Source organism: Priestia sp. 3CA3, assembly GCF_056836725.1.
The window spans coordinates 272,694-298,956 of record NZ_JBXENJ010000002.1; the positions used below are offsets into that span (position 1 = coordinate 272,694).

Consider the following 26,263-nt stretch of genomic DNA (forward strand, 5'->3'; position numbering starts at 1 on the left):
TCTAATAAGCAACGACGGCTCCGTCTGTTCGCGCTTCTGTGCCGCCGTATAATACACCGGTTTGTTCATCTCTTAAAATAATCTGCCCTCTTCCAAACGTATGTCTGCTCGTAGCCACATGAATATCATGCCCTTTGCGTTCTAATGCTTCTACAATATGTGAAGGCATTTCTTTTTCCACAAGAACCTTTTTATGTTCAATCCACTGCCATCTTGGTGCATCTAAAGCTGCCTGAGGATTTAGATGAAAATCAATCATATTCATGATGACTTGCACATGTCCTTGCGGCTGCATAAATTTACCCATTACACCGAATGAACCTACAGCACTTTTATTCTTTGTTAAAAATCCAGGAATAATGGTATGATAGGTTCGTTTTCCAGGCTCTAATCGGTTATGGTGCTGTGGGTCTAACGAAAAATTGTGCCCGCGGTTTTGCAGGCATATGCCCGTATTAGGTACGACAAGTCCTGAGCCAAAATCCATGTAATTACTTTGAATGAATGATACCATGTTTCCTTCTCCATCAGCTGTAGCCAAATAGATCGTGCCGCTATGAGACGGCTGTCCGGCTTCGGGAATAAGCGCTTTTTCACCAATCAGCCCTCTGCGCTTGTTTGCATAAGAATCATTCAACAAATCTTCAACTGCTACTGTCATTTTATCAGCATCTGTAATAAATTTTTGTCCATCTGCAAACGCTAGCTTCATAGCTTCAATTTGCTTGTGGTATGTATCGACAGAATCTTTGGCATCAAAAGAAAAACCTTTTAGCGTATTTAGAGCTAAAAGCGCAATAAGGCCTTGGCCGTTGGGCGGTATTTCCCACACATCGTATCCTCGGTAAGAAGTTGAAATCGGCTTTACCCACTCTGCTTTAAAAGCTGCTAAATCCTCTTTTGCTAAAAATCCGCCGTGTTTTTTCGAAAAAGCTGCTATTTTATCAGCTAAATCCCCTCTGTAAAAAGATTCTCCATTCGTTTCGGCAATTTCAAGCAGTGTAGCAGCATGGTCTGGTGATCGCCACATTTCCCCTACCTTAGGAGCAGATCCATTGTTAGTAAATGTCTCAAACCAGTGTTTATATTCTTCACCTTTTAACGCGTGTGTAAATCGTTCAAACGCTCGTTCCCAATTGTACCCTAAAATTGGGGAGATTGGGAACCCTTCTTGCGCATAAGAAATAGCCGGCTGCAGCACTTCTTTTAACGGTAGCCGGCCAAAGCGTTTTGACAGCTCCACCCACGCACTCGGGGCACCTGGGACCGTAACAGGAACAAAACCGCGAGCCGGCATCTCTTTTATCCCCATGGCGCGCAGAGCCTCAATAGAGATAGAAGCAGGAGCAGGACCGCTCGCGTTGAGTCCATATAGTTCTTCATTTATCCACACAAGAGCAAATGCGTCTCCGCCAATTCCATTTGAAGTAGGTTCTACCACCGTTAAACAAGCTGCGGAGGCAATAGCAGCATCTACTGCATTGCCTCCTTTTTTCAACATTTCAAGACCCGCCTGAGCGGCAAGAGGCTGACTAGTTGCTACCATTCCGTTTTTTCCAAACGTGCACGTACGCTGCGATGCATATGGGTGTGTGAAAAAGTATTCGCTCATAGAAAATCTCCTCTTTTCTTTATATGGTGAATAACGAATCTTTACAGACTAGACAACGCTACTTCTTCCTCATAAACTTCTAAAGCTGCTTGCAGAGCAGAACCTGCATTTACGCTTGCCCCGTTTCGAATAAGCACTGCTTCAAGACCGGCTAATGTAAAGAGAACGTTGTCTTTACGGCAGCTGTATCCCATTGTACCGATACGCCATATTTTTCCGTGCATCGGCCCAAAAGAACTTGCGATTTCAATTCCAAATTGTTCAAGAAGCGTAGAACGAACTGCTTCCCCGTCAATTCCTAATGGAATTAAGACGCACGTAACGGTTGGAACTTTTGAGTGCTCATCGCCAAATAAAGATAATCCCATTGCTTTAATTCCGGCTACAAGTGCTTTTTCGTGGAGACGATGCCTTGCAAATCTTTCTTCTAACCCTTCTTCTAAAATAATGCGCAGTCCTTCTCTCAAAGCATAGAGCATGGACGTTGCTTCCGTGTGATGATTTAGCCTGCGCTCACTCCAATAGTCTTGAAGTTGACTCAAATCAAAATAGTTGCTGATAATATTTGGGCGCAGACGAACAGTTTGAGCATCTGCTTTTGTCGCAATTCCTTTTTCAACTTTTTTACGTTCCATGATAATTTTTTCAATACGATCATTGTACGTAATAGGTGCCATACCCGACGGAACAGATAAACACTTTTGTGTACCTGCAATCAATGCGTCAATGTTCCACTCGTCTACTTTTACATCCGTGCCGCCGATAGTAGCTACTGCGTCGACGATAAATAAAACATCTTGGTCGCGACATGCAGCACCAATTTCTTTAAGAGGCTGCATTCTCCCTGTAGACGTTTCGCCATGAACCATTGCAACGATTTTTGGGTTTACTTTTTTTATTTCCTGGATTACGGTCTCAGGGTCAAACACTTCTCCCCATTCGCATTCAATATTGTGTACCTCAGCTCCGTAGCGCTCGGCAATTTCCGTTAATAAATAGCCGAAGCGGCCGAAAATCGGGACGAATACTTTATCGCCCGGTTCAACTACACTTGCAAGAACTGCTTCAATCCCAGCTCTAGACGTTCCATCAACGGGAAAAGCCCATTTGTTTTTGGTTTGAAATAGCTCACGAAGCATTTCCATCGTTTCGTTCATAATGCGCGTAAATGCGGGGTCGAACTGACCTAAAATAGGTGTTCCTAATGCTCTTAATACGCGTGGATCTGCTTCTACGGGGCCTGGTGTCATAATCGTACGCGGCGGTGTATGAAGCTGTTTTGTTATAGTCATGTCAAATTCCTCCTAGTAGGCAAGTTTATATAATAGTTCTATTAAGACCTTTACTCCTTTTTCTAACTGTTCTCCTTTGGTGAATTCCTTTGGGGAATGGCTGATTCCATCTTGGCTCGGGACGAATAACAAACATGTGGGAACTCTTCGCCCGAATACCTGCGAGTCGTGTCCTGCACCGCTTACTAATTCTCGGGAGGAGATATTCTTTTCCGAGGAAATAATTTTGGAAAGTTCAGATAATTGTTCGCTCATGGCAACAGGTTTTTCATCCATCCAGCAGTTGAGATTCACTTCTAAATCCCCTGCTGTTCGCTTGATAATTTCCTTCATTTCTCGTTCTGCTTCTTGTAAAACCTTATACTCATGATGTCTTATATCGACCGTGAATTCTACATATCCTGGTATTACATTCGGTGCATTTGGAGAAAGTGTAATTTTTCCAACCGTTACGTATAAAGCGTTATGATATTTTTCGCTCAATTCAATAAATGCCTTAGCGAGTTTGCAGCTCACATAAAATGCATCTTTTCGGATGTTCATCGGGGTTGTGCCCGCATGGTTACTTTCACCTTTAACAGATACTGTAAATCGTTTCTGTCCGACGATACTAGAAACAATTCCGATATCGCAATGAGACATTTCAAGCTGCTTTCCTTGCTCGATATGCAGTTCAATAAAAGAAGCGATGTCTGTGCGGTATGGCTCGCTGTGGAGGCCTTCTCCGAAATTGAGCTGTTTCATTGCGTCATCCAGCTTAACCCCTTCTTTATTTATAACATGTTTTGCATCACTTTTGCTGTGTAATCCATTCATATTACCTGATCCCCAATACGTAAGAGGAAATCTGCTACCTTCTTCTTCACAAAGTGATACGACCTCTAAGGTTTTTGTAGGGGAGCCATAATGCGCATATAGGTACTGCAGAGCAATGATACCTGCCACAACACCAAAAGCCCCGTCATATTTTCCTCCGTTTATCACGGTGTCGATATGGGATCCTGTTAAAATAACTTGTTGTTCTGGACCCGTTCCTTGCAACCGTCCAAATAAATTTCCTACATCATCGTAATACGTTTTGAGGTGAAGTCCCTTCATTTTTTCTTCCAATGCCTTTTGAGCTGCATTCCACTGTTCCGTATATAAAAGCCTCGTGACACCTTCTTTTTCATCTAACCCAAACTGTGACAACCAGCTAATGTTTTCTTCGATTTGCTGACAAAGCTTAGATTTTCCCGTCATATCTGCAACCATTGCTATCCCTCCTGCTATCTTCATTTTAAGAAAATGACTGATTGTTTTCATTAACACTTCCTACAATGATTTAGTGTTTTTTTGGCTATTATCACTAAATACACAAAGTCTTATATACGTTACTTTTTCTAACGTTATATGTTATTTATTTTATCTTACAGAATTAAATAAACTTCTTCATTAACAATTTATACATTTTTTTCTGAAAATTTTATTTATTTTAACTAAACTTTCTTATAAAATAGAAGGTAGATAAAAATACGCGCAGGGAAATGTGAGAATTTTTAACAAAAGGAGTAATGAATAATGGAACTACAAACTCTTTTACGCATCCCGATTTATGAGAAAGCATCTGTAGTAGCCGGACAAAAAGGGGTCACCCGCAAAGTACATAACGTCAATATGATGGACGCACCCGATATTTTATCTTTTTTAAAAGAAGGAGAATTTTTAATTACAACGGGTTATCACTTCAAAGAACATGAAGAAAGCTTAGCAAAACTTGTAGAAGGAATGGCTAAAAAGAAATGTGCAGGATTGGCCATAAAAACGAAGCGTTTTTTCGAACACGTGCCTGTTTCTATTTGTCAGCTAGCTGATGAACTTCACTTTCCAATCATTGATTTCCAAACGGACGAAACGTTAGGCGCGGTTATTAATGAATCTCTCAGCTTTATTTTAGATAAAAAAACAGCCGAGCTTCAGCAAGCGATGGTCACACATCAGCTATTTTCCTCCTACATCTTACAAGGAAAAGGCATTGAGAAAATTATGCAATCCATTCAAACGTTATGCAATGCTCACGTTGCCCTTTTTGATACCCATGGCCATGAACTCTTTTACACAAACAAACGCGAACCCTTTTCGCTCCCAATGGAAGAAGCGGTAGCGGGCGCTAAGCAGCTGTTTTTACGAACGTCAAAATATACAACCTTTTCCTTTTTGAACACAAAAAAAACCGTTACGCTTTTTCCGATTGCTACTCATACAAGAAAGTACAGTTATTTATTTATTGAACACCAAGTTTCTTTATCCGATTCAGCGCTCCTAACGATTGAACAAGCGACAAACGTTTTATCCTTCGAAATGATGAGACAGCAGGCTTTGTATGAAGCTGAACGGCGACGAAAAAACGATTTTTTCAATCAGCTTGTTAGCAATTATTATAAAACGCCTGAGGATGCTTCCTTTCAAGCACAGATGATGGGCTTATCAGCAGGAAACAGCTATATTTGCGCCGTTGGGAAAATTCATTCTACATTCACGCCTTACAGCGATGATGATATGATCTATGAGCTCCTTCAATATGAGTTATCAGCAGGTCCTATAGAGGCCGTTTTGTTTTTCTATGACAATCTTTACATTCTCTTGTTTACACCTCATTCTCAACCTATGATTATAGAATGCTTGCATCGCTTGCAGGAAGCTGTTTACCGTCACTACGATAAGCGAATGTCATTTGGAATTGGAAACCAAAGCCAATCCCTACTTACAATCGCTGACTCATATAAAGAAGCTGTTGAAGCTCTTGAAACCATCCATTTTAAAGATCAGTCAAAGCTTATTCAATTTTATCAGCCAAAACAGTTCAAAGAGTTGCTGAGGTTGCTTCCAGCAAACGATTTACAGGATTACTATTCTCAAACATTAGAAGGTTTGCTGCAGTACGATAAGAAAGATCGCTCCATCTTACTTGACACGCTTGAAACATATCTAAATTCCAATTGCCAAATCTCAGAGACTGCTAAGCAGTTATTCGTTCACCGGAACACGGTAATCTATCGAATCGAAAAATGCGAAGAGTTACTAAAAAGACCTATTCACACGTCAGAGGAAACCCTTCGGCTGCGCGTAGCTTTTCAAATTTTTTCTCTTGTGCATGCCAATTAAGTATAACTACAATAAAAAACGCCTGAGTAGATACTCAAGCGTTTTTTATTGTAGTGCATATTATTTATTTCGCTTTTAATTTAGACTGTACTGATTGTAATTTCCCAGCCATCGTATGGTTTTCTTTATCACGGCGATCATCAATTCGTAAATTTGTACACACGCGCTGAATACCATTTTCAAAAGGTACTTCATGCATCTCTTGAACAATTTTTAGCAGCGTGCTTAATTCCCCTTCAATCAATGTATTCATAGGGGTTAATTGATATGTAATTTCATCTTCATGCTTGGCCAGCACTTTTTGAATATCAGCTACGTACTGACTCACGCTTGGCGTTTCCGTACCTACCGGAATAATGGTTACATCTACAATAGCCATGTTATACACTCCTTTTGTTTATTCTCCAATTATCATACCAAACGACACAAAAATTTCCTACTTTTACGTTTACGGTGCATAGAAAAAAGGAATAGTTATGCAACTACTCCTTTTTGTTACACTCTTATAGGTAACGCTTTGCTCCTAAGTAACGTTTTGACCAGTAAGAGTTGCTTAACGATGTGATTGTTACGCCTGTTGAAGAACCTGCATGCATGAATTGACCGTTTCCGATATAAATTCCAGCATGGCTAGCTCCTGGTTGGTACGTTTCAAAGAAAACGATATCTCCAGGCTGAGGTGAACTTACACGCGTACCAGTTTGATAGATACTAGCAACTGTACGAGGAAGACTTACACCTACTGCATTGCGATATACATAGTTAAGGTAACCACTGCAATCAAATCCTCCAGGCGCAGCTCCGCCCCAAACATAAGGTGTTCCCATAAAACGTTTACCGTATGAAATAACTTTTGAAGCTGAGCTTGAGCTTGTGCTGCTTCCTGTTGATGTTGAAGGTTTTGAGCTACTAGAGCTGCTTGAGTTTAATTTATTTAGCGTATCCGGACCCGCTTCTCCGTCTACTAATAAACCATTTGCACGCTGAAATGATTTTACTGCACTTGTTGTAATTGAGCCAAAGTATCCTGTTACACCAGCTGAGAAGTAACCTTTATTTTTTAGTTTTTGCTGAAGGCTGCTTACTGCTGAACCTTTCATACCTTGACGTAAAATAGTTGAGCTGCTAGAGCTAGAACCGCCAGTTGAAGCGCTAGAACCCCCATTTTTTAATTTACTTAACGTAGCTGGACCCGCAATTCCATCCACAGACAGTCCATTTGCACGTTGAAATGCCATTACTGCATTCTTTGTAATTGAACCGAAGTATTGAGTTGTAGTTCCTTTAAAATAGCCTTTATTCTTTAGCTGTTGCTGTAAAGATTGTACGTTTGGTCCTGTTGAACCAACGCGCAGCAATGAGCTTGAGCTAACTGATGAACTTGATGAGCTTCCGCTTCCTAGCAGTTTATTAAATGTAGCTTGACCTGCAATACCATCTGCTGATAAACCATTTGCGCGCTGAAACGATTTTACTGCGCTAGTCGTGATTGAACCGTAATAGTTTGTTGTTGTACCGTATGTAAAATAACCTTTGTTTTTTAATTTTTGCTGTAATTCTTTCACATCTGAATTACTTGTTCCTGGGTGCAGCGTAGCATCTCCTAAAGCAGCTTCACTAATTGTAGGTACTACTGTTAAAGATCCACATAACGCTAACGAATATATCAACTTTTTCATAAAAAAAGGTTCCTCCAATGCCATAATCTACTAATCTATAAGACGTTTACATTGTAACAACACATTATTACAAAATAACATCACTAATATTACATTTATGTTACAGGAAACGACAGTAGCGCAGCCGTATGGTGTATATTGTCGTAGTTTATTGTCGTTTAACACTTAATAAGTTCGACAAAAAAGCTAATATATTCCAATATTATTCCTTTTCCTACACTAATAATAGGTAAAAAATCACCCGTAACATTATCTTTATATTTCAAAAAAAACAATTTATTTTTTTTTTGAAATGTGAAACTTTTTTTAAAATTATTCGTTTAGTGGATTTGTTCCCCCCTTCAGCAAAACAGCTTTTCTTCTAAAAAATTTATATTATTTCCATATTAATGAATAAAAAAGCGCGTGCTGAAAAAAATAGTCTTGGTTATGTTTTAAATAAGGAGGATTATTTTATGAGCCATAAAGGCATTCATGGTACAAATGTTAGCGGATCAGGTGACTCGGAAGACAAACGCTATGCAAACGGAGAGAACGAGCAGACGCTTACGACGCGTCAAGGTCACCCCATTCGTGATAACCAAAATTCTCGAACGGTAGGCAACAGAGGACCTGCTACTCTTGAAAATTACCAGCTGATTGAAAAACTTTCGCATTTTGATCGTGAACGTATACCGGAACGTGTTGTTCATGCCCGAGGAACGGGAGCTCATGGATATTTTGAAACGTACGGAAAACTTGGGGACGAGCCCGTTGAAAAATACACGCGCGCAAAAGTTTTTTCAGGAGCAGGCAAACAGACGCCCGTTTTTGTCAGATTTTCTACCGTAACTCATGGAAAGGACTCTCCAGAAACGATGCGAGACCCAAGGGGATTTGCTGTAAAGTTCTATACAGAAGACGGGAACTGGGACTTAGTAGGAAATAACCTTAAAATATTTTTTATTCGCGATGCTATTAAATTCCCTGATTTGATTCATGCTTTTAAGCCCGATCCTGTGACAAACCGTCAAGATACCGAGCGTATTTTTGATTTTATTTCTCATACACCTGAGGCTATGCATATGATTACTTTTTTATTTTCACCTTGGGGAATACCTGCTAACTATAGGCAAATGCAAGGTTCCGGTGTTAATACATATAAGTGGGTAAACAAAGATGGCGATGCCTTTCTTGTTAAATACCATTGGGAACCAAAACAAGGAATTAAAAATTTGACCCAAAAACAAGCAGAAGAAATTCAGGCTAAAAATATCAGTCACGCTACTCAAGACTTGTATGAAGCGATTGAGAGCGGCAACTACCCTGAGTGGGAACTTTGTATGCAAGTCATGGAAGACGGAGAGCATTCCGAACTAGATTTCGATCCGCTTGATGACACGAAAATTTGGCCGGAAGACCAGTTTCCATTTCTTCCAGTAGGTAAAATGGTCCTAGATAAAAATCCAAGCAACGTATTTGCTGAAACGGAGCAAGTCGCATTTGGTACGGGTGTGCTTGTGGATGGGCTAGATTTTTCTGATGATAAAATGTTGCAAGGAAGAACGTTTTCTTATTCCGACACGCAGCGTCACCGTGTGGGAACAAACTACTTGCAACTGCCTATTAACGCGCCGAAAAAACATGTAGCAACAAATCAACGAGATGGTCAAATGGCCTATCAGGTAGATGCAGCTCCTGGTCAGAACCCGCATGTGAATTATGAGCCATCTTCTCTTGGAGGTCTTCAAGAAGCGCATGATCATCCAAAACCTCATCAGCCTTATGTTGAAGGGAATGTAAAAAAAGAAAAAAATGACCGTACAAATGACTTTAAGCAAGCTGGTGAACGCTATCGTTTATTAGAAGACTGGGAACGTGATGAGCTTATTCAAAACTTAGTAGACGGTTTAAAATGCTGTCACCATACCGTTCAAACAAAGATGATTGAGCTTTTAACTCAATGTGATTTTGACTACGGCAATCGAGTAGCTAATGGTATCGGTCTTCTCATGCATGATGATGGTTCTTTAGAAATTGAAATGGGAGCAGAAATGACTCCTACATATGGGAAATTGCCAAAAGAAGGCGGTTCACCGTTAGGAAGCAACAAAGCTGCTGATGCGGTAGAAGAAGCTAATGAAAAAGGAAAAGACGCCCATCCTTATTAACAAAAAACATCCTGCAGCGACAGCAGGATGTTTTTCGGGTTAAACGCTTATGACCAAGTAACGGCAAACACGTGGTAGTCATTTTTTAACTGTGGCGCATCAATGGGTGTCCCGTGCTGATATCCTTGTGTAACTCTTTTAGGATGTAAGGGTTGAACCCATTCTTTCACTTGCTGGTTTGTACCATTTGCTAAAATATATACACAATCAGAAAATGCCCCGTCATTGTTTGGACTATCAACTTTTAGTACTTCCACTAACACATCTTGGACACACGTTTTTCTCTGAATACATGTAAGCGTATGGTAGATGATATCAGCGGACACATCGTTATTTAAACGAAAGCCCACCTTTTTTTGTTCAAAAAAAGACGAGAATGAGACGATTGGTAATGTCTTTTTTTGTTCATACGCTTGAGATAAAATCTTGACAAGAACTTCTCCACTCAAGATGATCCCTCTTTCTAAAAAACGCTTCATCACAACATATGTGAGCATTGGTTATGCTCATAGGATAATATATTATCATAGTTTAATTCTGTGGTGTTAGTCTTTTTTGGGGTTTTTACACTGGGAATTATACCCGCCTATTTCTTGCGTTTCCCCGACGTTCTCGCTACTAGCAAAAGAACGAATAATAAAATAAATACTCCTGCTCCTACAAACATATCGTACAAGAAATCAAGCATCATACTCCTCCTTTTCCTCCAAAAAAAACGCTGTTAAAACCAAGCGTTTTAACAGCGTTTTTTCGTTAGATAAAGCCTAGCATATTAATAAATACAATGATAATTAAAACAGGTGCGATGTATCGAATAGCAAGAAGCCATAAAGAGAACCAGCGCTTCACATTCGTCGAACCATGCTTAAACTCTTCAATTAACACATCTTTTTTCATCTTCCAAGGAACAAAGATGGCAATTAAAAGAGCACCGAGAGGCATAAGGATATTACTTACAAGAAAATCAAAAGCGTCAAAGATGCTTTTTCCAAAGATCGATACGTCACTTAATAAACCATACGATAGTGCTGAAGGTATTCCTACCACAAAGATTAGTAAGCCCGAAATCCAAGATAGCTTTATGCGCTTATGCTGCTCTCCTTTGGCTAATGAAGCAACAATAATTTCTAACATCGAAAACGCAGATGTTAAAGTAGCAAATAAAAACAGCGCCAAAAAGAAAGTTTGAAACACAATTCCGAACGGAAGCTGTTCAAAAATAGAAGGCAATACAATAAATAAAAGACCTGGTCCTTCCGTCGGCTTTACGCCCATTGAAAAGACTGCAGGGAAAATTGCCAAACCTGCTAGTAAAGAAATCAAAATATTTAACGCTGAAATTGAAATAGCCGATTTTGGCAAGTTTTGCTGTTTAGACAGATACGAACTGTACGTAACCATAACCGAAACGCCTACGCTAAGCGAAAAGAATGCTTGTCCCATTGCAAACAAAATGGTTTGGGAGGTAAGCTTTGAAAAATCTGGATACAAAAAGAAAGATACGCCTTCCATCGCTCCGTCTAATGTTAAAGAACGAATAATAATAATAATAAATAAAATAAAGAGAGCAGGCATTAAAATTTTGTTTGCTTTTTCAATACCATTTTGAATACCTCTTGCTACTACAACAATTGTTAAAAGAAGAAAAACAAATTGAGAGATAACAGCACTTGTCGGATTAGCAATGGTGGAGTTAAATAAACTCCCGTAGTCACTTACTCCATTCAGCTGACCCGTGACGCTTGCAAAAATATATTGTAAAATCCATCCTCCTACTACACTATAGAAAGATAATAAAATGAAGCATGTAATCACGCCTAAATACCCGATTCCTTTCCAAAGAGAACCGGGAGCAACTGCATCATAAGCACGAATTGCTTCTTTTTGTGTATGTCTACCTAGTACAAATTCAGCAAGCAAAAGCGGCAAACCAATAATTGCTGTAAACAAGATAAACAGTAAAAAAAAGGCCCCTCCTCCGCTTGTTCCGGCTACATAAGGAAGTTTCCAAATGGCTCCGATTCCAATTGCTGAACCGGCGGATGCCAAGATAAAGCCGAGTTTTGATGTCCATTGTTCGTTTTGACTCATGTTTTCTCACCATTTTTCTTTATTTATTCTGATTTGTCATACTATATCACACAACCCTGCTGTCGAAAAGGGTTTTTGTTGTTTTAACCCCCATCATGTGTTATGAATAGTATGTAGGTTTCATTATTTATTTTCGTAACTAAAAAAAGTTTGACAGTTAGAGGTACAAAAAATGACAAATCAACAAGTAATACAGCAGCAATTTTTAGATAAGTTCCTTGACTTTATCTTAGTAAAATGTCCAAACTGCGAACTATGTGCGCGAGTTGTAAAACTGGATAAAAAATTGAGCGGGTCAACGCACTCATGCACGTGTCCTCACTGTGGTTATCTAGACGTCATCAGCGCTGAGGGCCAAGGACCGTTAGAACTTTCTGAAGCAGTAGATCCTTTTTTTCAGCTTCCGCTTTACTTGGAAACAATCTGCCCTGAACGTCGACTTTGGGCTTATAACTTAGATCACCTTCAATATATTGAATCTTATATTGAAGTTAAAACATGCGGGGCTTGTTTCGACGAGCTGTCGGTTGAACACTCATTGCCAGATTGGGTAATTCATAAGCAGGAAGAAGCACTAAACGAAATTCAACGTTTAAAAGACACCGTCTTTTGCACATTCAAATGAAGATAGAAAAGAAACGTTGCCAAAGAGGCAGCGTTTCTTTTTTACGAAGAACTTTCCTCGGTAAGTTTTCTTCGATAGTCCCCGGCCTTGTCGAACTCTTTTGCGGTGCCGACGAAAAAGTAGGTTACCGTATGATTTTTGTTACCTTGAGTCGTGCCATGAATCATCTTCCCTTGCTTCAATTGCTTTCGCTCTCCATTTTTATTTACATAGAAATATTTATTTCTTGCCCAGCCGCCGCCGCTTAAAAGCGTTTTGGTTTTCCCGACTCCCTGCTCGTTTACTTTAAATACAGTGTAGTCTCCTTCTGTCTTGCTAGGATTTCCGTTATCTTTATCATATTCGACCATAACCCATCCTTTGTACCCTTCTGGTATAAGGAAAATGCTCGGTTGAGACGTTTCATCTGGACGTCCACATCCAGATGCGATTACGATCAATAAAAACAAAATGAGCCACCTTTTCACTTTTCCCAACTCCTTTCTTAATAAAAGACGTGTCTCTATACTGCTTTTAGTTTTTGTTGAAGGTAAGATTATATTCTTTTTGCACCCCTCAATTTTTCCCAGTTTATCCAGTCAAATATGCTATATTTACGTATTGTTTGTCACACACTATTAGCAGGCGTTTACAATTTACATGGGAGGATAACAAAAATGAGCTATGTTTTTTTATTTATTTTGCTCTTTGTCATTCCGCTTTACACACAGCAAAAAATTGTTCGTGCCGACCGTGAAAATACACGTATATTATTACTAAGTGAACACGAGCAATCTGGACATAAAAAAAGCGATTCCCCGTAAAACAGGAATCGCCTTCTTTTAATATGTTAAGCTTCCAGCGACAATAAGGCCAACGGCTATCGATGCTGCAAAAAGAGTTACTCCAACCGCTACATTTCCTTCTTCTACTTTTTTGGCTAGGCTTGTTTTAGGCGTCATAATAAATTCAATAATCCAATATGTCACTACTTGAGTAATGATACCTACTACTCCCCAAAGAGTGGCATCTACCAAATTTAAGCTGTTGCTCCACACAGTGAAAATGACAATAGCAAGCCCAATTCCTTTTCCCCATAACTTCAAAGCGACTGCGACATTTCCTTTTTTTATAAGTTCACGATCATTAAATTTTGTTGTTAATTCAAATACGATTACTCCGATAAATAATAGCCCTAATCCTACCGCTACGTGAGATAAAAAACTCCCTATACTAGCCCAATCAATCCATTGTGTCATTTTTAGTTCCCCTTTTCATTTTAATCCAATCGGCAAATAATACGATTCGTTATCTGTAATTTGATTTCCAGCTCGAATTCCTACTGCGCTTGCTTTTCCATTTAATAAAAAGCACCCGTACATGATATGAGCCTCTACTGTTTTCGTTTGCGTCTTCATTTTTGCAGTTGGCAAAGGAATAAACTGTTGATATACAGCCGTGTATTCTTGATATGTCTTATGCTGATCTTCGTCTATTTTGATTCCGTCTTCATTATAAATTTCAACGGTATCTCCTTCACGACCAAACGATGGTTTCTTCACAAATGCTTGTTTTCTTTCAATAAATGGATCTTCTTCTAAATACGTTGGTAAAAAGTATGTTTCAATGATGTGATGCTCTTCTTTAGTGAAGAAAGGATGATCTTGTTCATGCAAAGCCCAAATGAGTGCTTGCACGGCTTTAGACTGCAGTAAAAATGCAGAAGGCGGATTGATTATGGCTACCTGTTTTTGCTGTGCCAATGTTAAAAGCATGTGTCCGACTTTTTCATGCGTACTCGGATCTTCATCTTCAATTAAATGTTCAAGCGGATAAGTTTGGCGATAGAGTACGTCTATTTTTTGTCCATGTTGATCATACACGCCCGCTTCTATATGTTTACCTTCTTCAACTGTAGAGGCAGGGACAATTCGAAGCTGCGATAACGGAACGTATGTAGCATCTACATCGGCTAGCTTCATTAAATAAAGAGTCGTTAGCTTATCTTCTTCATGTGTATCATGAGAAGAAAAAACGACGTTTGGATAGTTCGTTCTATCGAGCTCGTTATAAGCTTCAAAAATGGCGTGTTTTAATGCTAAAGCAAGCTTTTTTTCTTCAAGCTTATTAGGGTTTTGAACCTGAAAATGCCGACAGACTAACTCATTTACATGAAATAATTCTTTGATGAATGTAGGCGTATCCGCGTTTAGTTCTAGAAGCTTGATTTGATCAGCCGTAACAGCAAAATCAAGGCGTGAAATAACACTTTCTGTTTCCATCGTTTTCAGTCGCAGGTACGGTAAACTGGCTTTTGGAAATCCTAAAGAAAGAAGCGTCTGATCATCTAATGAACGAAGTAAAGGTGCCGTTTTAAAAAATAGTTCCCCGATTTGATTTGCTGCTTCTTTAATAGAATGAATGATGTGAGAAGACTCCATATGTACGTCATAAAGAGCATACTCTGTTCCATATAAGTCGTACCAAAAATCTTGAATTTCTTTATAAAACATTTCTCGCTTTTCTTTATGCATTACCCGCCAAAACCGCCTTTAGAGCCGCTCCCAATTCCAGATTTATACGAGCTGCTTGATTTAAATGACTTATAGGACGATGATGAGGTCAGCTGTTTTTTAGACCCGTAGTAGCGCCCTCCGTGATAATATGAACCGCTGTGCGAAGAAGAAGAATCTGAACAGTAGTACGTTTTCGTATCTTCATCCCATTTCCACTTGTCGCACGATTTATCTTTCGGTTTAGCTGGTCTTGCCTGATCAGTTGAACCACAGGCAACGAGCGATGTCATTAAAGCAGTGGTCAAAACCCCCGCCATCATTTTTTTTGTTTTGGACATTACGCCTTTCCCCTTTCATACGTTACGCCTGTTTTTGTTACATATAAACTGTACACGCTGCGATCTTCATCAATTTCCGCAGAGTCTCTTTTCCATTCCCATCCATTATAGTATGTATAAACTGTTCCGATATAGCTTAATACGTCCAAATGCGTATAAAATGAAGAGACGAATAAAATCGGATGTCCTTGAAGAGAATTCAGTTCGCGGACTTCTAACGTAATCTCTCTGTGATCATCTTCTGCTTGCTCTTTCGGTCCATTTTCATGTTCTTTTACATAAACAATATGGATATCATCTTCGACTGCAGATGAAGTTTGTTTATACGTTACTCCTTCTTTAACAAAAAATTCGCATTCTCTTCTTGCTAAAATTTGTTCAAGTTCAATAGACTGATAGTGATAAATAGATACAAACGTATCATCAGGCTTTAGCAGTCGGTATTCTAATTTTGCCATTGTGCAACTCCTTTTGTGACTTTTTTGTGAACGCTCTTTAGTAAATACGCACAGATTTTCAAAAAGTTTCAATTTTTTCTCATATAAAAAGGCTTAGCTTTAAATAAGCTAAACCTTTATTTTTTTATCACATCTGTCACAACTTCATAACCGCCTGTGTATGGGTCGAATACATATTCAAGCATGCCGTTTCCACGATGAACTTTGAATAGATACCTGTATTTTTTAGGGCTGTCTTTTGCTGGATATACGTATTTTCCTTTTTGGAACTGACTTAGCAAGAGCTGTTCTCTTTGCGCAAGCATTTTTTTTGCTTCATTATAACCATACAGCGGGAGATTTTTGGCATAGAGAACCGGTACGAATACAAGTACAACGACTGAAATCGTAATAAGCCCTTGTTTAAACCACCGCATAAACCTCTTTGGATTTCGCGAAAGTAACATCGTTATGACAATTACTATTAACAAAGGAACAATATATACTTGCACATACGGAATGTTTGCAAATACAGGTCGATTAATCAACAAGACAATTACTTCGATAGCTGCTACTAATACTAAAATAAAATAGACCACTTACTCTTCACACCTCGACGATTCAATGAATTTTATATGTGTTAGAAAGTATTCCCACTCATGAATGAACTCGTCTATTGTATCATAAGACGTAAAAAAAATATCTACGCTCGTCTATTTTACTAAAAGAGATTGAGACATAACAAAATCATCCCAATCTAAAGACGAACATGAGATAAATACGCTAGTATGCTCCCTTGTTACACCGTTGTTGACTTCCGTGTAAGGCTTCGTTTTCCGAGGGCGACCACTTTTGCCGTGTCTCACCTGTTCCGCTTTTTACGCGTAAGTCCTCGCCTTGCCCTCCGGCCAACAGCTAGAGGCCACTACATACATGAAACTGCCTTCACTCTAACCATAAAAAGATCTGAACACATTTGATTCTCTATACAGAATCAAACACGTTCAGATCTTTCTTTAACTAAGCTATTTTTATTCCATCCTTTTATTACGAAACTTCTACGTTTCGATTTTGATTATATTTTTTCCCTTGTAAAAATGAGTAAACGATAGCTGCTGCCCATACAATAAGGATAAATGCGTATACAGCTATCTGCGTTGAGCTGCTTGATACCCATGTATTTAAGAGTGTTCGAGCATTTGTTAAAATGATAAACCCACCAACAAGCGAACCAAGCAAGTGAGCCGGGATAATACGAACAAACCATGCAGCAATCGGAGCCGCGATAATTCCGCCAATCATAAGAGCGCCTACCCAGAACCAGTTTACCTGCTCCCAGCCAAGAGAAATTAAAAAGCCAAGTGTAGCCGAGACGGCAATAGCAAATTCACTTGTATCAACGGTTCCAACGACTTTCCGTGCTGTTGTGCCTTTTTTAGCTAGCAATACAGGCGTTGCAATCGGCCCCCAGCCGCCTCCTCCTGTAGCATCAGCAAATCCAGCAATTAATCCTAACGGAATGGACTGCTTCGTCGATAAAGGTTTGGTGCTCTTTTCTTCGTTTGTTTTAAACGTAAATAAAAAGCGAAATAACACATAAACTCCTAGGAGCAATAAGAATGTTGAAACGTAAGGTCTTACTGCATCTCCAGGTAAATTACTTAGAAAGCAGGCTCCTACAAAAGCCCCGATGGAACCAGGAATAATCAGTTTTAAAACCATCGATTTATCTACGTTGCCAAATTTAATATGTGAAACACCAGACGCTGCTGTTGTTACAACTTCTGCCAAGTGAACAGATGCCGAAGCCACAGCTGGTGCAATTCCAAACGTTAAAAGTAGGGTAGTTGATGTCACCCCGTACGCCATTCCAAGTGATCCGTCAATTAACTGAGCTAAAAAGCCAATAAGTGCAAACGTAATTAACTTTTTCATGTTGTCCCTCCACTTTAATCTTCTGTTAGAGAGCACAAAAAGGCCTCCAACAGTTGTTTGCTAGAAGCCTTCGGTATGTCCGATCAGCTGTCCGTTTTATAAATAAGTTGTTTATATTGTAATCCTAACTATTCCTAGAAGTCAACTGTGTTTTTAGTTTTTCTTTCAGTCTATGTATGCTGCTTGGTTATAGTATCAGTAAAATAAAATTCTTCTTGTTAAGTCAACAACATAAAAACGACCGCTCACTTAATAAGGGCGGTCATTTTTATGCATGTCTTGCCAGTGAGCTAGCACTTCAGGTGGTAAACTCACATCTTTATCTAATGACGTCACATCCATAGAAGTAGGCTCATCGCTATTTATCACTTTTTCTACCCAATCTGGCTGTACGACTAACGCTTGTTCAATCGTAATTAAAGCCAGACCTTGCTCAAAAGCTTCTGCGACTTCCGTTGCCGTAAGTCCTCCTGTACCCACAAGAGGGACCCGGTAATTGACGTGCTTAATGATCGAAGAAAGCAGTGAATGATTTTCTTCCCTTTTTGAGGTAGGTTCATGCAAAGCACTGATATGTAAATAATCAATTTCTGTATGAACAAGACGATCAATCCACTCAAATATATCTTCCACTTTATTTCCTAAATAGCCTTTTTCTTTGGGCGCTAATGTATATCCCACAATAAATGGTTTGCCCGCATGTGCTGCTCGACGCGTCACTTCACGAATAACTTCAAGTGCAAAAGTGAAGCGGTTTTCTGCGCTTCCTCCATAAGAATCACTTCGTTCATTGGCTTGCCTTGACGTAAACTGCTGCAGTAAACATTCATTTCCTCCGTCAATTTCCACTCCATCAAACCCTGCTTCCATAGCTCTTGTGGTAGCTTCGCCAAACGCTTGAACAATATAAGTTATATCGCGCTCGGTCATTTGAACAGGCTTTTTCCCTTTACGTTTGTGAGGCTTTTCACTAGGGCTAATTGCTTGCCACTTACTTTCCATTTCTACGCACTTTCTTCCCCCGTGCGATAGTTGAAGAATCGCTTTAGCTCCTCTTCTATGAATCATTTGGGTTAGTTGATGAAGCTTTCGTATGACCTGATCACGATGAATTCCGATTTGACCATGTGCTACTTGGCCATTTTCTGTGATAAACGCGGGGCCGATAATTACCGTACTGACGCCCCCTACTCGTTTTTCGTAAAAAGTCAGATCGATATCGGATATTTCCCCGTTTTCTCGTGAAGCGTATGTGAGTATAGGTCCCATTGCTAATCGGTTTTTCATCTCAAGAGCATCAACAAATTTAAAATGTTTAAATAACTTTTCATAGGCCGTCTTCAATTGATTCACACCTTTTTTCCCTTAGCTTGCCCATCTATAAGCGGAGTAGACATAGGCATAAAAAAAGAAATACCTTTATCGGCATTTCTTTTTACGTTGTTTTTCTTATTTTTTTGACCGGATAAAATACAAATTCGCTTTTTCCGACAATTCGTTTTTCATCAATAAGACCTAGACCGTTGCGGCTATCCATACTGTACAGACGGTTGTCACCCATTACAAATACTTCGTTTTTAGGTATTTGTACGGGTTCAAAATCTCCCGTAAGCTCCATATCCATGTTGTTGGCAATTTGACGATTCGTTTTTAAATAAGGTTCACTTACTTTTTTATCATCAATATAAAGCTGATCTTTTTTCATTTCGATTTTTTCACCTGGCAGACCGATTACTCTTTTTACATAATGCTTATTCTTAGCCTCATCTTTAATAATCACAATATCTCCGCGGCGAATATCATGGAGCGAATACGACAGTTTATTCACAAACAACCGCTCTCCGTTATGCAGCGTTGGGTTCATTGAAGCGCCTTCTACAATATACGGAGAAAATAAAAATGCGCGAATCATAAATACTAGAGCGATAGCGAAGATAATAGTTTTGAATATGCTGCGTAATTGATCGCTTTTTGTTTTTTCCGTAGTCAATATGCTTTGTCTCCTTTGTACAGCTCACTTTTCTTATGTAAAAAAGCAAGAAACCTCTTACTTTAACACTTATTCTAACTTAACCATAGAAAGAACTGAAATCAAATGTTTTATGTTATGTAAAAAAAGAACCTCTAACAAATGTTAGAGGCTTACATTACGCAAGTTTCGTCTTTACATCTCTTATTATAACATTAATTATATAAAAAGAGACTACCTTTTATGTAAAAATTATGTTTTTTACGCGAACTTAACTAAATCTTCACATTTAAAGGCGTTTCTCCATGTATAAAAAGTTGGGAGATGCAATACTCTATAATCTCTCTTCGCCGCACGAGTCCAATAAAAATGTTTTGATCATCTACAACTGGCACAAAATTTTGTTCAGACGCGCGTGACAAAATACTTTCCATTTCATCGTTAATGGTGATAGCTTCGTAATCGCGATGTCTTGGAACCTCCTCAATTCGTAGGTGTTCTAACTCATGGAGTTCTATATGTTCTAGGCTTTTTAGCTTCCATAACAAGTCTCCTTCTGCCAAAGTCCCTACATATTCTCCTTTTTGATTAATAAGCGGCACAGAAGAGTAGCGATGATACTCCATTTTCTCCAATGCTTGACGGATCGTTGACTGTGTCGATAGTGTAACGACTTCTTTTTTAGGAAGTAAAAAGAACGCAATATTCACTCATATTCTCCTTTTGTTATATATGCATTTTATTTTTGTTGTTTTGCTGAATCTGAAACAATATGAATATCGATGTTATGAGTCTGTCGCATAATTGTATTCACAATAGAGCCTTTTCGAATCTCTTCCCATCTTGTCCTCGCTGATTGCCCTAGTAAGATTTGAGTAACGCGATACTGCTTGGCTACGTTCACAATCACTGCAGCTGGTTTTTGCTTTTTAGCTTCTTCAACAATTAGCGATGCGTGGAAACGGTCAGCGAATGCCTGCCACTGTTTGATTTGTGTTTTCTCCCTCTCAGTCTGATCGCCTTTAAAAACATGGAGCAGCAGCAAATCTGCTTTCAATCGGTTCGCCATTCTCCAGCCTCTTCGAATCAATTTTTCAGCTGTTTCACTGTATTGAATGCATACTAAAATGCGTTCACAAATACCTGTTACACCAATTTCATGGGAATGAATGAGCTTACCGTCCACTTCATCCGCTATTTCTCTGAGCGTTAATTCACGAAGGGCATGGAGATTTGCGAGCTTAAAAAAAGACTGCAGGCTTTGTTCAATTTTATGGACTTCGTATATTTTGCCTTCACGAAGACGCTTTTGCAGCTGTTCCGGTGTAACGTCGACAAGCTGAATTTCATCTGCTTGCTGAATAAATAAATCTGGCACCGTTTCACGAACTTTTACTTGGGTAACAGCATATACGAGGTCATGTACGCTTTCCATATGCTGAATGTTCATTGCTGACATAACTGAAATACCTTGGTTGAGCAGGTAAGAAACATCTTCAAAACGTTTTTTATGGCGGCTTGTCGGAACATTTGTGTGAGCAAGTTCATCGATAATTACAACTTTTGGCCGCCTTCTTACAATCGCCAGTAAATCAAGTTCTTGTAATTCTTTTCCTTTATAAAAAACGGTTTCTCTTTGGATTACTTCTAGATTTCCAATCATCTCTTTAGTCTCATTCCTGCCGTGTGTTTCTACATATCCAACTACGACATCTACGCCTTCTTTGACTAAGTCATGTGCATCTTGAAGCATTTTATACGTCTTCCCTACTCCCGGTGCGGCACCGATGTAGAGTTTAAGCTTTCCGCGCTTCTGATTATGAAGTTCACGCAATAGTTCTTCCGGAGTTTTTCTTCGAAAGTATGGATGAGCTTCTTTTTCTTTCATTGTTTGTGCCCCTTTATCACACTCGCTTCAGTACATGAAGCGAGTGCATGTAATTAGCGCTCTCGTTGAACAGCTAAATTTAGCTCTACTACATTTACTCGTTTTTCACCAAAAGCCCCTTGCTGAGTATGTTCTTTGATTAACTCTTTTAGCGTCTGGGTTTTAATATGGGCTGCTTTTGCCACGCGCTCTACTTGTGCATATGCAGCTTGTGGCGTAATATCCGGATCGAGTCCAGAAGCCGAATTCGTGACGGCATCAATCGGAATTCCTTCTTTGGGCACTTCGTTTTCTTTTTTCCACGCCGCTACGGATTTCTCGATACGATTCGTAAGATCTTTATTTGAAGGTGCTAAATTCAACGACCCAGATCCTGCCCCGTTATAATCAATACTAGAGACTCTGCCGTGAAAAAATGCATTGCTTGTAAACTGCTGCCCAATCAGCTTAGAACCGATAACTTGATGATTGTTTGAATAGATTAGGCTGCCGTTTGCTTTACTTGGAACAGCTGTTTGAGCAATACCTGTCATCACAACAGGATAAATAAGACCACAAAGTATCATCATCATAATTGTTAAGCGAACAATAATGCTTCCCGTTCGTTCTGTTTGTATCATCGTTTCTTCTCCTCTACATCACAAATGAAAGTAATAAGTCAATCGCTTTAATCCCAATGAATGGAACTAATACCCCACCTAATCCGTAAATGAACAAATTTTTTCGCAGCAGGGCGTTAGAACTCATCGGCTTATAGGCAATTCCCTTCATGGCTAAGGGAATTAACAGCGGGATAATGACCGCATTAAAAATAAGCGCTGACAATACAGCAGATAGAGGTGAATTCAGCTTCATTACGTTAAGAGCCTCCATTTGCGGAATCGCCAAGGTAAACATCGCTGGAATAATCGCGAAATACTTAGCAATATCGTTTGCGATGCTGAATGTAGTTAAGGCACCCCTTGTCATTAATAGCTGTTTTCCAATTGAAACGACTTCAATAATTTTAGTAGGGTCAGAATCTAAATCCACCATATTTGCTGCTTCTTTAGCAGCTGAAGTTCCGCTGTTCATCGCTAGACCAACGTCAGCTTGAGCAAGTGCAGGGGCATCGTTTGTCCCGTCACCTGTCATCGCAACTAGCTTGCCTTGCTGCTGTTCGTATTTAATAACTTGAATCTTGTCTTCTGGCTTGCATTCCGCAATAAATTCATCTACTCCCGCTTCTTTTGCAATGGTTGCTGCGGTTAACGGATTATCTCCTGTACACATGACTGTTTTAATACCCATTTTACGAAGTTCATCAAAGCGTTCTTTCATTCCTGGTTTTACCGTGTCTTTTAAATAAATCAAACCGTAAATTTTATTATCCGCGGCGACGGCAAGCGGCGTGCCACCAGCTCCTGCAATTTCGTTTGCTTTTTGCTGTAAATCAGAGGGAACCTTTCCGCCATTTGACTCTACCCATGCCGTGACGGCGTCCACTGCCCCTTTTCGTACAGACACATTCTGTAAGTCAATGCCGCTCATTCGCGTTTCAGCTTTAAATTCAACAAACGTTCCTTCGGTTTTTCTAAGATCTTCTACTCCCATGCGATTTTGAATAAAATCAACAACTGAGCGCCCTTCTGGTGTTTCATCATAAAGCGAAGAAACAAATGCCCATTTATAAAGTTCACGTTCGTCTATGCCTTCTACAGTCGTTAACTGATGAGCCATTCGGTTTCCAAACGTAATGGTACCGGTTTTATCTAAAATAATTGTGTTGATGTCACCAGCTGCTTCTACTGCTTTTCCTGACATGGCAATCACGTTAAACTGCGTTACTCGGTCCATCCCAGCAATTCCAATGGCCGATAATAAGCCTCCAATTGTTGTCGGAATGAGACAGACGAGCAGTGAAATTAAAATAGCCGTGTCGAGCTGAAAGTGCAGGTAGTTTGTGAAAACAGGAAGCGTCACAACAACTAGTAAAAAAATAATCGTCAAACTTGTCAAAACCGTGTTTAGCGCAATTTCATTTGGCGTTTTTTGACGCTCTGCTCCTTCAACAAGCGAAATCATTTTATCTAAAAACGATTCACCTTGCTCACACGTAATTTTAATTGTAATTTCATCGCTGACAACTCTTGTACCTCCAGTTACAGAGTTAAAATCCCCGCCTGCTTCTTTCATAACAGGTGCCGATTCACCCGTAATAGCCGATTCATCAACAGACGCCAGTCCTTTAATGATTTCTCCATCTCCAGGAATCATTTCGCCTTGTGAAACGACGACGATGTCTCCTTTTTTTAGTTGCGATGCCGGAACTTGTATCATTTGCCCGTTTTGAAGCTGATTAGCTGTAATATCGCCTTTAGATTGCTTTAATGAGTTTGCCTGTGCTTTTCCTCGACCTTCTGCTAATGCTTCTGCAAAATTAGCAAAAACAATGGTGAAAAATAACACGAGAGATACGGCAACATTAAACCCTGTGCTTACTGTACTTTCTCCGAAAAGGTCCGGAACAACGGCTAAAAAAAGCGTAATTATAAACCCGATTTCTACTACGAACATGATAGGGTTTTTTATCATCGTTCTTGGGCTGAGCTTGATAAAAGCCTGCTTTACTGATTGAATAAAAATCGATGAAGCTTGTGTATCTACAGAACCTTGAATATGACTGTTGCGATCCAATTCAATATTATTTGCAAAATTCCGTTTATTCATTATGATCCTCCGCTTTCTTGATTACAGTGTTAAATACTCAGCAACCGGCCCAAGCACAAGCACTGGGAAAAACGTAAGTGCTCCTACAATAACGGTAGTTCCAATTAAAATGCCGCTAAATAAAGACGTATCCGTTTTAAATGTTCCAGGTGTTTCGGGAACAAGCTGTTTGGATGCTAGTGAGCTCGATACCGCCAGCATTGTAATTAGTCCGAAGTAGCGTCCAATATACATAACAATTCCCGTAGAAATGTTCCAAAACGGCGTTGCATCACCGAGTCCTTCAAAGCCGGATCCATTGTTTGCTGCTGACGACGTAAATTCATACAGTGCCTGACTTAACCCGTGAAAGCCTGGATTTGATATACCTTCCATTCCTAAATGAGTGGTAAGTGCTACAGCTGTTCCTCCTAAAATTAGCAGCGGTTGCAAAATAAGCGTCACGGCGATTAGCTTCATTTCTTTTCCTTCAATTTTTTTACCTACGTATTCTGGTGTTCTTCCAACCATTAAACCTGATAAAAATACGGCGATAATGACGTACATCATGACATTCATAAATCCTGCTCCGACACCGCCAAATACGGTATTTAACATCATATTTCCAAGCGTTAACAACCCGGTAAGAGGCGTAAGAGTATCGTGCATGGTGTTGACTGCACCTGTTTCACTTGCTGTCGTCACGATGGCGTAAAGCGTCGACATGCCGACACCAAAACGGACTTCTTTCCCTTCCATATAACCGTTCGCTTCATTTAAATGAAAAGCATCAAGTCTTGGATTGCCGCCCCACTCTGTTACGAACGCTGTACTTAAAATAACGATAAACAGCATACTCATCGCTACAAATAAGATGCGGCCTTGCTTACGCTGTCCGATCATTTTTCCGTATGTGAAAGGAAGTGCTGTTGGCAATAACAGCATAAGGACGATTTGTAATACATTGCTCAACGCGTTAGGATTTTCAAATGGATGAGCTGAATTGACACCAAAAAATCCCCCTCCGTTGTTTCCTAGCTCTTTAATTGAAAGAAAAGAAGCAACTGGTCCCCTTGCTATTTGCTGTGTTGCCCCTTCTATTGTATGGGCAGTAACCGTTCCGCTTAACGTTTGAGGGACACCTAAAAACATAAATAAAATGCCTGTTATAAAAGCGATAGGAAGTAAAATACGCGTAATTGACTTTACAAAATCAACAAAAAAGTTTCCCATTTCTTTCCCTGCCAGCCCACGAATAAAAGCGATTGCTACTGCAAGTGCCGTTGCTGGTGCAGCAAACATCATAAATACAATGGCGGCCATCTGCGAGAAATAGGACAAACCTGATTCGCCGCTGTAGTGCTGCAAGTTCGTATTTGTCATAAAACTAATGGCCGTGTTAAAAGCAAGTGCCGGATCCATTCCTTTGATGTGGCTTGGGTTAAACGGCAGTACCTCTTGAAACCGGAAGATAAGGTACACCACAAAAATCATAAACGTATTCGCCAAAACAAGAGCAAATGCATATTGCTTCCACGTCTGATTAAGCCCTTTAATTCCTGCTGCTTTAAACATCACCGTTTCTATCTTTCCTATCAAGCTAGTGTTTTTATCGTTTGAAAACACATTCGCTATATAAATACCTACGGGCTTTGCAATAAGCGCTACAAAAACAAGCAGCAGCGCAACTGATAGTAGAAAAATCCCCACTTTTTATTCCTCCGCTTATTAAAATTGTTCTGGATTTAACAGTACATATACTAAATAAATTAAAACGAGAACTGAAATACCTAACAAAATGAACGACACGTTCACTTCTCCTCTCTTTCATCTACTACATGAGACGACCAGCAAATAATTCCGTACATAGCAGCTGTTAATATGACAAGCGTTCCAAGCATGATCATATCCAAGTTGCTC

At 39.6% G+C, this 26,263-nt stretch carries 26 protein-coding genes; 4 read left to right on the forward strand and 22 right to left on the reverse strand.

The window, feature by feature from the left end:
• Position 1: 1 nt before the first annotated feature.
• The 3 genes from ggt to allC are packed head-to-tail and all read right to left on the reverse strand — an operon-like array spanning position 2 to position 4,158.
• Positions 2–1,612, reverse strand: coding sequence for a gamma-glutamyltransferase (gene ggt, locus AC1VNJ_RS06215; RefSeq protein ID WP_048019000.1), 1,611 nt, complete (start codon positions 1,610–1,612; stop codon positions 2–4).
• 41 nt (positions 1,613–1,653) lie between these two features.
• A complete protein-coding gene (locus tag AC1VNJ_RS06220; protein ID WP_047750555.1) occupies positions 1,654–2,904 on the reverse strand; it encodes a pyridoxal-phosphate-dependent aminotransferase family protein in 1,251 nt (416 codons plus the stop codon).
• 12 nt (positions 2,905–2,916) lie between these two features.
• A complete protein-coding gene (allC, locus tag AC1VNJ_RS06225) occupies positions 2,917–4,158 on the reverse strand; it encodes an allantoate deiminase (protein ID WP_224980593.1) in 1,242 nt (413 codons plus the stop codon).
• A gap of 306 nt (positions 4,159–4,464) precedes the next feature.
• Here allC and AC1VNJ_RS06230 point away from each other — a divergent pair, with 306 nt between their 5' ends.
• Positions 4,465–6,048, forward strand: a complete 1,584-nt coding sequence (locus AC1VNJ_RS06230) for a PucR family transcriptional regulator (protein ID WP_409405333.1) — start codon at positions 4,465–4,467, stop codon at positions 6,046–6,048.
• A 64-nt stretch (positions 6,049–6,112) separates the two neighbouring features.
• On the opposite strand, the gene AC1VNJ_RS06235 is transcribed toward AC1VNJ_RS06230, so the two are convergent.
• Together AC1VNJ_RS06235 and AC1VNJ_RS06240 are read right to left on the reverse strand one after the other, a co-directional pair.
• Complete coding sequence (locus tag AC1VNJ_RS06235) at positions 6,113–6,427, reverse strand: MTH1187 family thiamine-binding protein (protein WP_013057706.1); 315 nt, start codon at positions 6,425–6,427, stop codon at positions 6,113–6,115.
• 124 nt (positions 6,428–6,551) lie between these two features.
• Complete coding sequence (locus tag AC1VNJ_RS06240; protein ID WP_028412780.1) at positions 6,552–7,727, reverse strand: C40 family peptidase; 1,176 nt, start codon at positions 7,725–7,727, stop codon at positions 6,552–6,554.
• A gap of 455 nt (positions 7,728–8,182) precedes the next feature.
• Here AC1VNJ_RS06240 and AC1VNJ_RS06245 point away from each other — a divergent pair, with 455 nt between their 5' ends.
• A complete protein-coding gene (locus tag AC1VNJ_RS06245; RefSeq protein ID WP_482640469.1) occupies positions 8,183–9,877 on the forward strand; it encodes a catalase in 1,695 nt (564 codons plus the stop codon).
• A 47-nt stretch (positions 9,878–9,924) separates the two neighbouring features.
• Here the strand turns inward: AC1VNJ_RS06245 and AC1VNJ_RS06250 are convergent, their stop codons facing one another.
• Together AC1VNJ_RS06250 and AC1VNJ_RS06255 are read right to left on the reverse strand one after the other, a co-directional pair.
• On the reverse strand, positions 9,925–10,326 hold the full coding sequence (locus tag AC1VNJ_RS06250) for a hypothetical protein (RefSeq protein WP_224980258.1): 402 nt from the start codon (positions 10,324–10,326) through the stop codon (positions 9,925–9,927).
• Between the two features lie 304 nt (positions 10,327–10,630).
• A complete protein-coding gene (locus AC1VNJ_RS06255; protein WP_014459442.1) occupies positions 10,631–11,968 on the reverse strand; it encodes a sodium-dependent transporter in 1,338 nt (445 codons plus the stop codon).
• A gap of 172 nt (positions 11,969–12,140) precedes the next feature.
• Here AC1VNJ_RS06255 and AC1VNJ_RS06260 point away from each other — a divergent pair, with 172 nt between their 5' ends.
• Positions 12,141–12,593, forward strand: coding sequence for a hypothetical protein (locus tag AC1VNJ_RS06260; RefSeq protein WP_028412776.1), 453 nt, complete (start codon positions 12,141–12,143; stop codon positions 12,591–12,593).
• 41 nt (positions 12,594–12,634) lie between these two features.
• On the opposite strand, the gene AC1VNJ_RS06265 is transcribed toward AC1VNJ_RS06260, so the two are convergent.
• Positions 12,635–13,060, reverse strand: coding sequence for a DUF6843 domain-containing protein (locus tag AC1VNJ_RS06265; protein ID WP_033580617.1), 426 nt, complete (start codon positions 13,058–13,060; stop codon positions 12,635–12,637).
• Between the two features lie 189 nt (positions 13,061–13,249).
• Here AC1VNJ_RS06265 and AC1VNJ_RS06270 point away from each other — a divergent pair, with 189 nt between their 5' ends.
• Entirely contained in the window at positions 13,250–13,396 is a 147-nt protein-coding gene (locus tag AC1VNJ_RS06270) for a hypothetical protein (protein WP_165351762.1), read from the forward strand.
• Positions 13,397–13,414: 18 nt separating this feature from the next.
• Here AC1VNJ_RS06270 and AC1VNJ_RS06275 read toward each other — a convergent pair whose 3' ends face one another.
• The 14 genes from AC1VNJ_RS06275 to kdpF all read right to left on the reverse strand — a co-directional run bounded on the left by AC1VNJ_RS06275 (position 13,415) and on the right by kdpF (position 26,158).
• Complete coding sequence (locus AC1VNJ_RS06275) at positions 13,415–13,831, reverse strand: DUF350 domain-containing protein (RefSeq protein ID WP_033580616.1); 417 nt, start codon at positions 13,829–13,831, stop codon at positions 13,415–13,417.
• Between the two features lie 15 nt (positions 13,832–13,846).
• Positions 13,847–15,106, reverse strand: a complete 1,260-nt coding sequence (locus tag AC1VNJ_RS06280) for a glutathionylspermidine synthase family protein (RefSeq protein ID WP_482640470.1) — start codon at positions 15,104–15,106, stop codon at positions 13,847–13,849.
• Positions 15,106–15,426 carry a hypothetical protein gene (locus tag AC1VNJ_RS06285; protein WP_028412772.1) on the reverse strand — a complete coding sequence of 107 codons (321 nt, stop codon included), beginning with the start codon at positions 15,424–15,426 and terminating at the stop codon, positions 15,106–15,108. Before AC1VNJ_RS06285 ends, AC1VNJ_RS06280 begins: the two co-directional genes overlap by 1 nt.
• The gene (locus AC1VNJ_RS06290) at positions 15,426–15,884 is read right to left on the reverse strand and encodes a hypothetical protein (protein WP_482640471.1); all 459 of its coding nucleotides are present in this window, start codon (positions 15,882–15,884) and stop codon (positions 15,426–15,428) included. Before AC1VNJ_RS06290 ends, AC1VNJ_RS06285 begins: the two co-directional genes overlap by 1 nt.
• Before the next feature lie 116 nt (positions 15,885–16,000).
• Positions 16,001–16,462: a hypothetical protein gene (locus AC1VNJ_RS06295; RefSeq protein WP_033580613.1), complete on the reverse strand. Its 462-nt coding sequence runs from the start codon at positions 16,460–16,462 to the stop codon at positions 16,001–16,003.
• A 448-nt stretch (positions 16,463–16,910) separates the two neighbouring features.
• Positions 16,911–17,798, reverse strand: a complete 888-nt coding sequence (locus AC1VNJ_RS06300) for a sulfite exporter TauE/SafE family protein (protein ID WP_033580612.1) — start codon at positions 17,796–17,798, stop codon at positions 16,911–16,913.
• A gap of 249 nt (positions 17,799–18,047) precedes the next feature.
• Positions 18,048–19,151: an oxidoreductase gene (locus AC1VNJ_RS06305; protein WP_261764018.1), complete on the reverse strand. Its 1,104-nt coding sequence runs from the start codon at positions 19,149–19,151 to the stop codon at positions 18,048–18,050.
• A gap of 82 nt (positions 19,152–19,233) precedes the next feature.
• The gene (gene lepB / locus AC1VNJ_RS06310; RefSeq protein ID WP_028412768.1) at positions 19,234–19,788 is read right to left on the reverse strand and encodes a signal peptidase I; all 555 of its coding nucleotides are present in this window, start codon (positions 19,786–19,788) and stop codon (positions 19,234–19,236) included.
• Positions 19,789–20,042: 254 nt separating this feature from the next.
• On the reverse strand, positions 20,043–20,477 hold the full coding sequence (locus AC1VNJ_RS06315) for a CBS domain-containing protein (RefSeq protein WP_033580611.1): 435 nt from the start codon (positions 20,475–20,477) through the stop codon (positions 20,043–20,045).
• Positions 20,478–20,506: 29 nt separating this feature from the next.
• Positions 20,507–21,655 carry a KdpD-like non-kinase potassium sensor gene (kdpDN, locus tag AC1VNJ_RS06320; RefSeq protein WP_482640472.1) on the reverse strand — a complete coding sequence of 383 codons (1,149 nt, stop codon included), beginning with the start codon at positions 21,653–21,655 and terminating at the stop codon, positions 20,507–20,509.
• 53 nt (positions 21,656–21,708) lie between these two features.
• Positions 21,709–22,275 (reverse strand): potassium-transporting ATPase subunit KdpC, encoded by a 567-nt coding sequence (kdpC, locus tag AC1VNJ_RS06325; RefSeq protein WP_028412765.1) that lies wholly within the window; start codon positions 22,273–22,275, stop codon positions 21,709–21,711.
• 13 nt (positions 22,276–22,288) lie between these two features.
• Positions 22,289–24,364 carry a potassium-transporting ATPase subunit KdpB gene (gene kdpB / locus AC1VNJ_RS06330; RefSeq protein WP_482640473.1) on the reverse strand — a complete coding sequence of 692 codons (2,076 nt, stop codon included), beginning with the start codon at positions 24,362–24,364 and terminating at the stop codon, positions 22,289–22,291.
• Between the two features lie 21 nt (positions 24,365–24,385).
• Positions 24,386–26,047 carry a potassium-transporting ATPase subunit KdpA gene (gene kdpA / locus AC1VNJ_RS06335; RefSeq protein ID WP_482640697.1) on the reverse strand — a complete coding sequence of 554 codons (1,662 nt, stop codon included), beginning with the start codon at positions 26,045–26,047 and terminating at the stop codon, positions 24,386–24,388.
• 24 nt (positions 26,048–26,071) lie between these two features.
• Positions 26,072–26,158, reverse strand: coding sequence for a K(+)-transporting ATPase subunit F (kdpF, locus tag AC1VNJ_RS06340; RefSeq protein WP_080754503.1), 87 nt, complete (start codon positions 26,156–26,158; stop codon positions 26,072–26,074).
• Positions 26,159–26,263 lie beyond the last annotated feature (105 nt).

Coding starts and splice junctions, on each gene's coding strand:
- allC (WP_224980593.1), bottom strand. CDS start 4,158: ATGGTTGCAGATATGACGGGAAAATCTAAGCTTTGTCAGCAAATCGAA.
- AC1VNJ_RS06235 (WP_013057706.1), bottom strand. CDS start 6,427: ATGGCTATTGTAGATGTAACCATTATTCCGGTAGGTACGGAAACGCCA.
- AC1VNJ_RS06275 (WP_033580616.1), bottom strand. CDS start 13,831: ATGACACAATGGATTGATTGGGCTAGTATAGGGAGTTTTTTATCTCAC.
- AC1VNJ_RS06255 (WP_014459442.1), bottom strand. CDS start 11,968: ATGAGTCAAAACGAACAATGGACATCAAAACTCGGCTTTATCTTGGCA.
- kdpDN (WP_482640472.1), bottom strand. CDS start 21,655: ATGAAAGAAAAAGAAGCTCATCCATACTTTCGAAGAAAAACTCCGGAA.
- kdpB (WP_482640473.1), bottom strand. CDS start 24,364: ATGAATAAACGGAATTTTGCAAATAATATTGAATTGGATCGCAACAGT.
- AC1VNJ_RS06300 (WP_033580612.1), bottom strand. CDS start 17,798: ATGAAAAAGTTAATTACGTTTGCACTTATTGGCTTTTTAGCTCAGTTA.
- ggt (WP_048019000.1), bottom strand. CDS start 1,612: ATGAGCGAATACTTTTTCACACACCCATATGCATCGCAGCGTACGTGC.
- AC1VNJ_RS06230 (WP_409405333.1), top strand. CDS start 4,465: ATGGAACTACAAACTCTTTTACGCATCCCGATTTATGAGAAAGCATCT.
- AC1VNJ_RS06245 (WP_482640469.1), top strand. CDS start 8,183: ATGAGCCATAAAGGCATTCATGGTACAAATGTTAGCGGATCAGGTGAC.
- AC1VNJ_RS06240 (WP_028412780.1), bottom strand. CDS start 7,727: ATGAAAAAGTTGATATATTCGTTAGCGTTATGTGGATCTTTAACAGTA.
- AC1VNJ_RS06220 (WP_047750555.1), bottom strand. CDS start 2,904: ATGACTATAACAAAACAGCTTCATACACCGCCGCGTACGATTATGACA.
- AC1VNJ_RS06260 (WP_028412776.1), top strand. CDS start 12,141: ATGACAAATCAACAAGTAATACAGCAGCAATTTTTAGATAAGTTCCTT.
- kdpC (WP_028412765.1), bottom strand. CDS start 22,275: ATGATACAAACAGAACGAACGGGAAGCATTATTGTTCGCTTAACAATT.
- AC1VNJ_RS06290 (WP_482640471.1), bottom strand. CDS start 15,884: ATGGCAAAATTAGAATACCGACTGCTAAAGCCTGATGATACGTTTGTA.
- AC1VNJ_RS06280 (WP_482640470.1), bottom strand. CDS start 15,106: ATGCATAAAGAAAAGCGAGAAATGTTTTATAAAGAAATTCAAGATTTT.
- AC1VNJ_RS06270 (WP_165351762.1), top strand. CDS start 13,250: ATGAGCTATGTTTTTTTATTTATTTTGCTCTTTGTCATTCCGCTTTAC.
- AC1VNJ_RS06285 (WP_028412772.1), bottom strand. CDS start 15,426: ATGTCCAAAACAAAAAAAATGATGGCGGGGGTTTTGACCACTGCTTTA.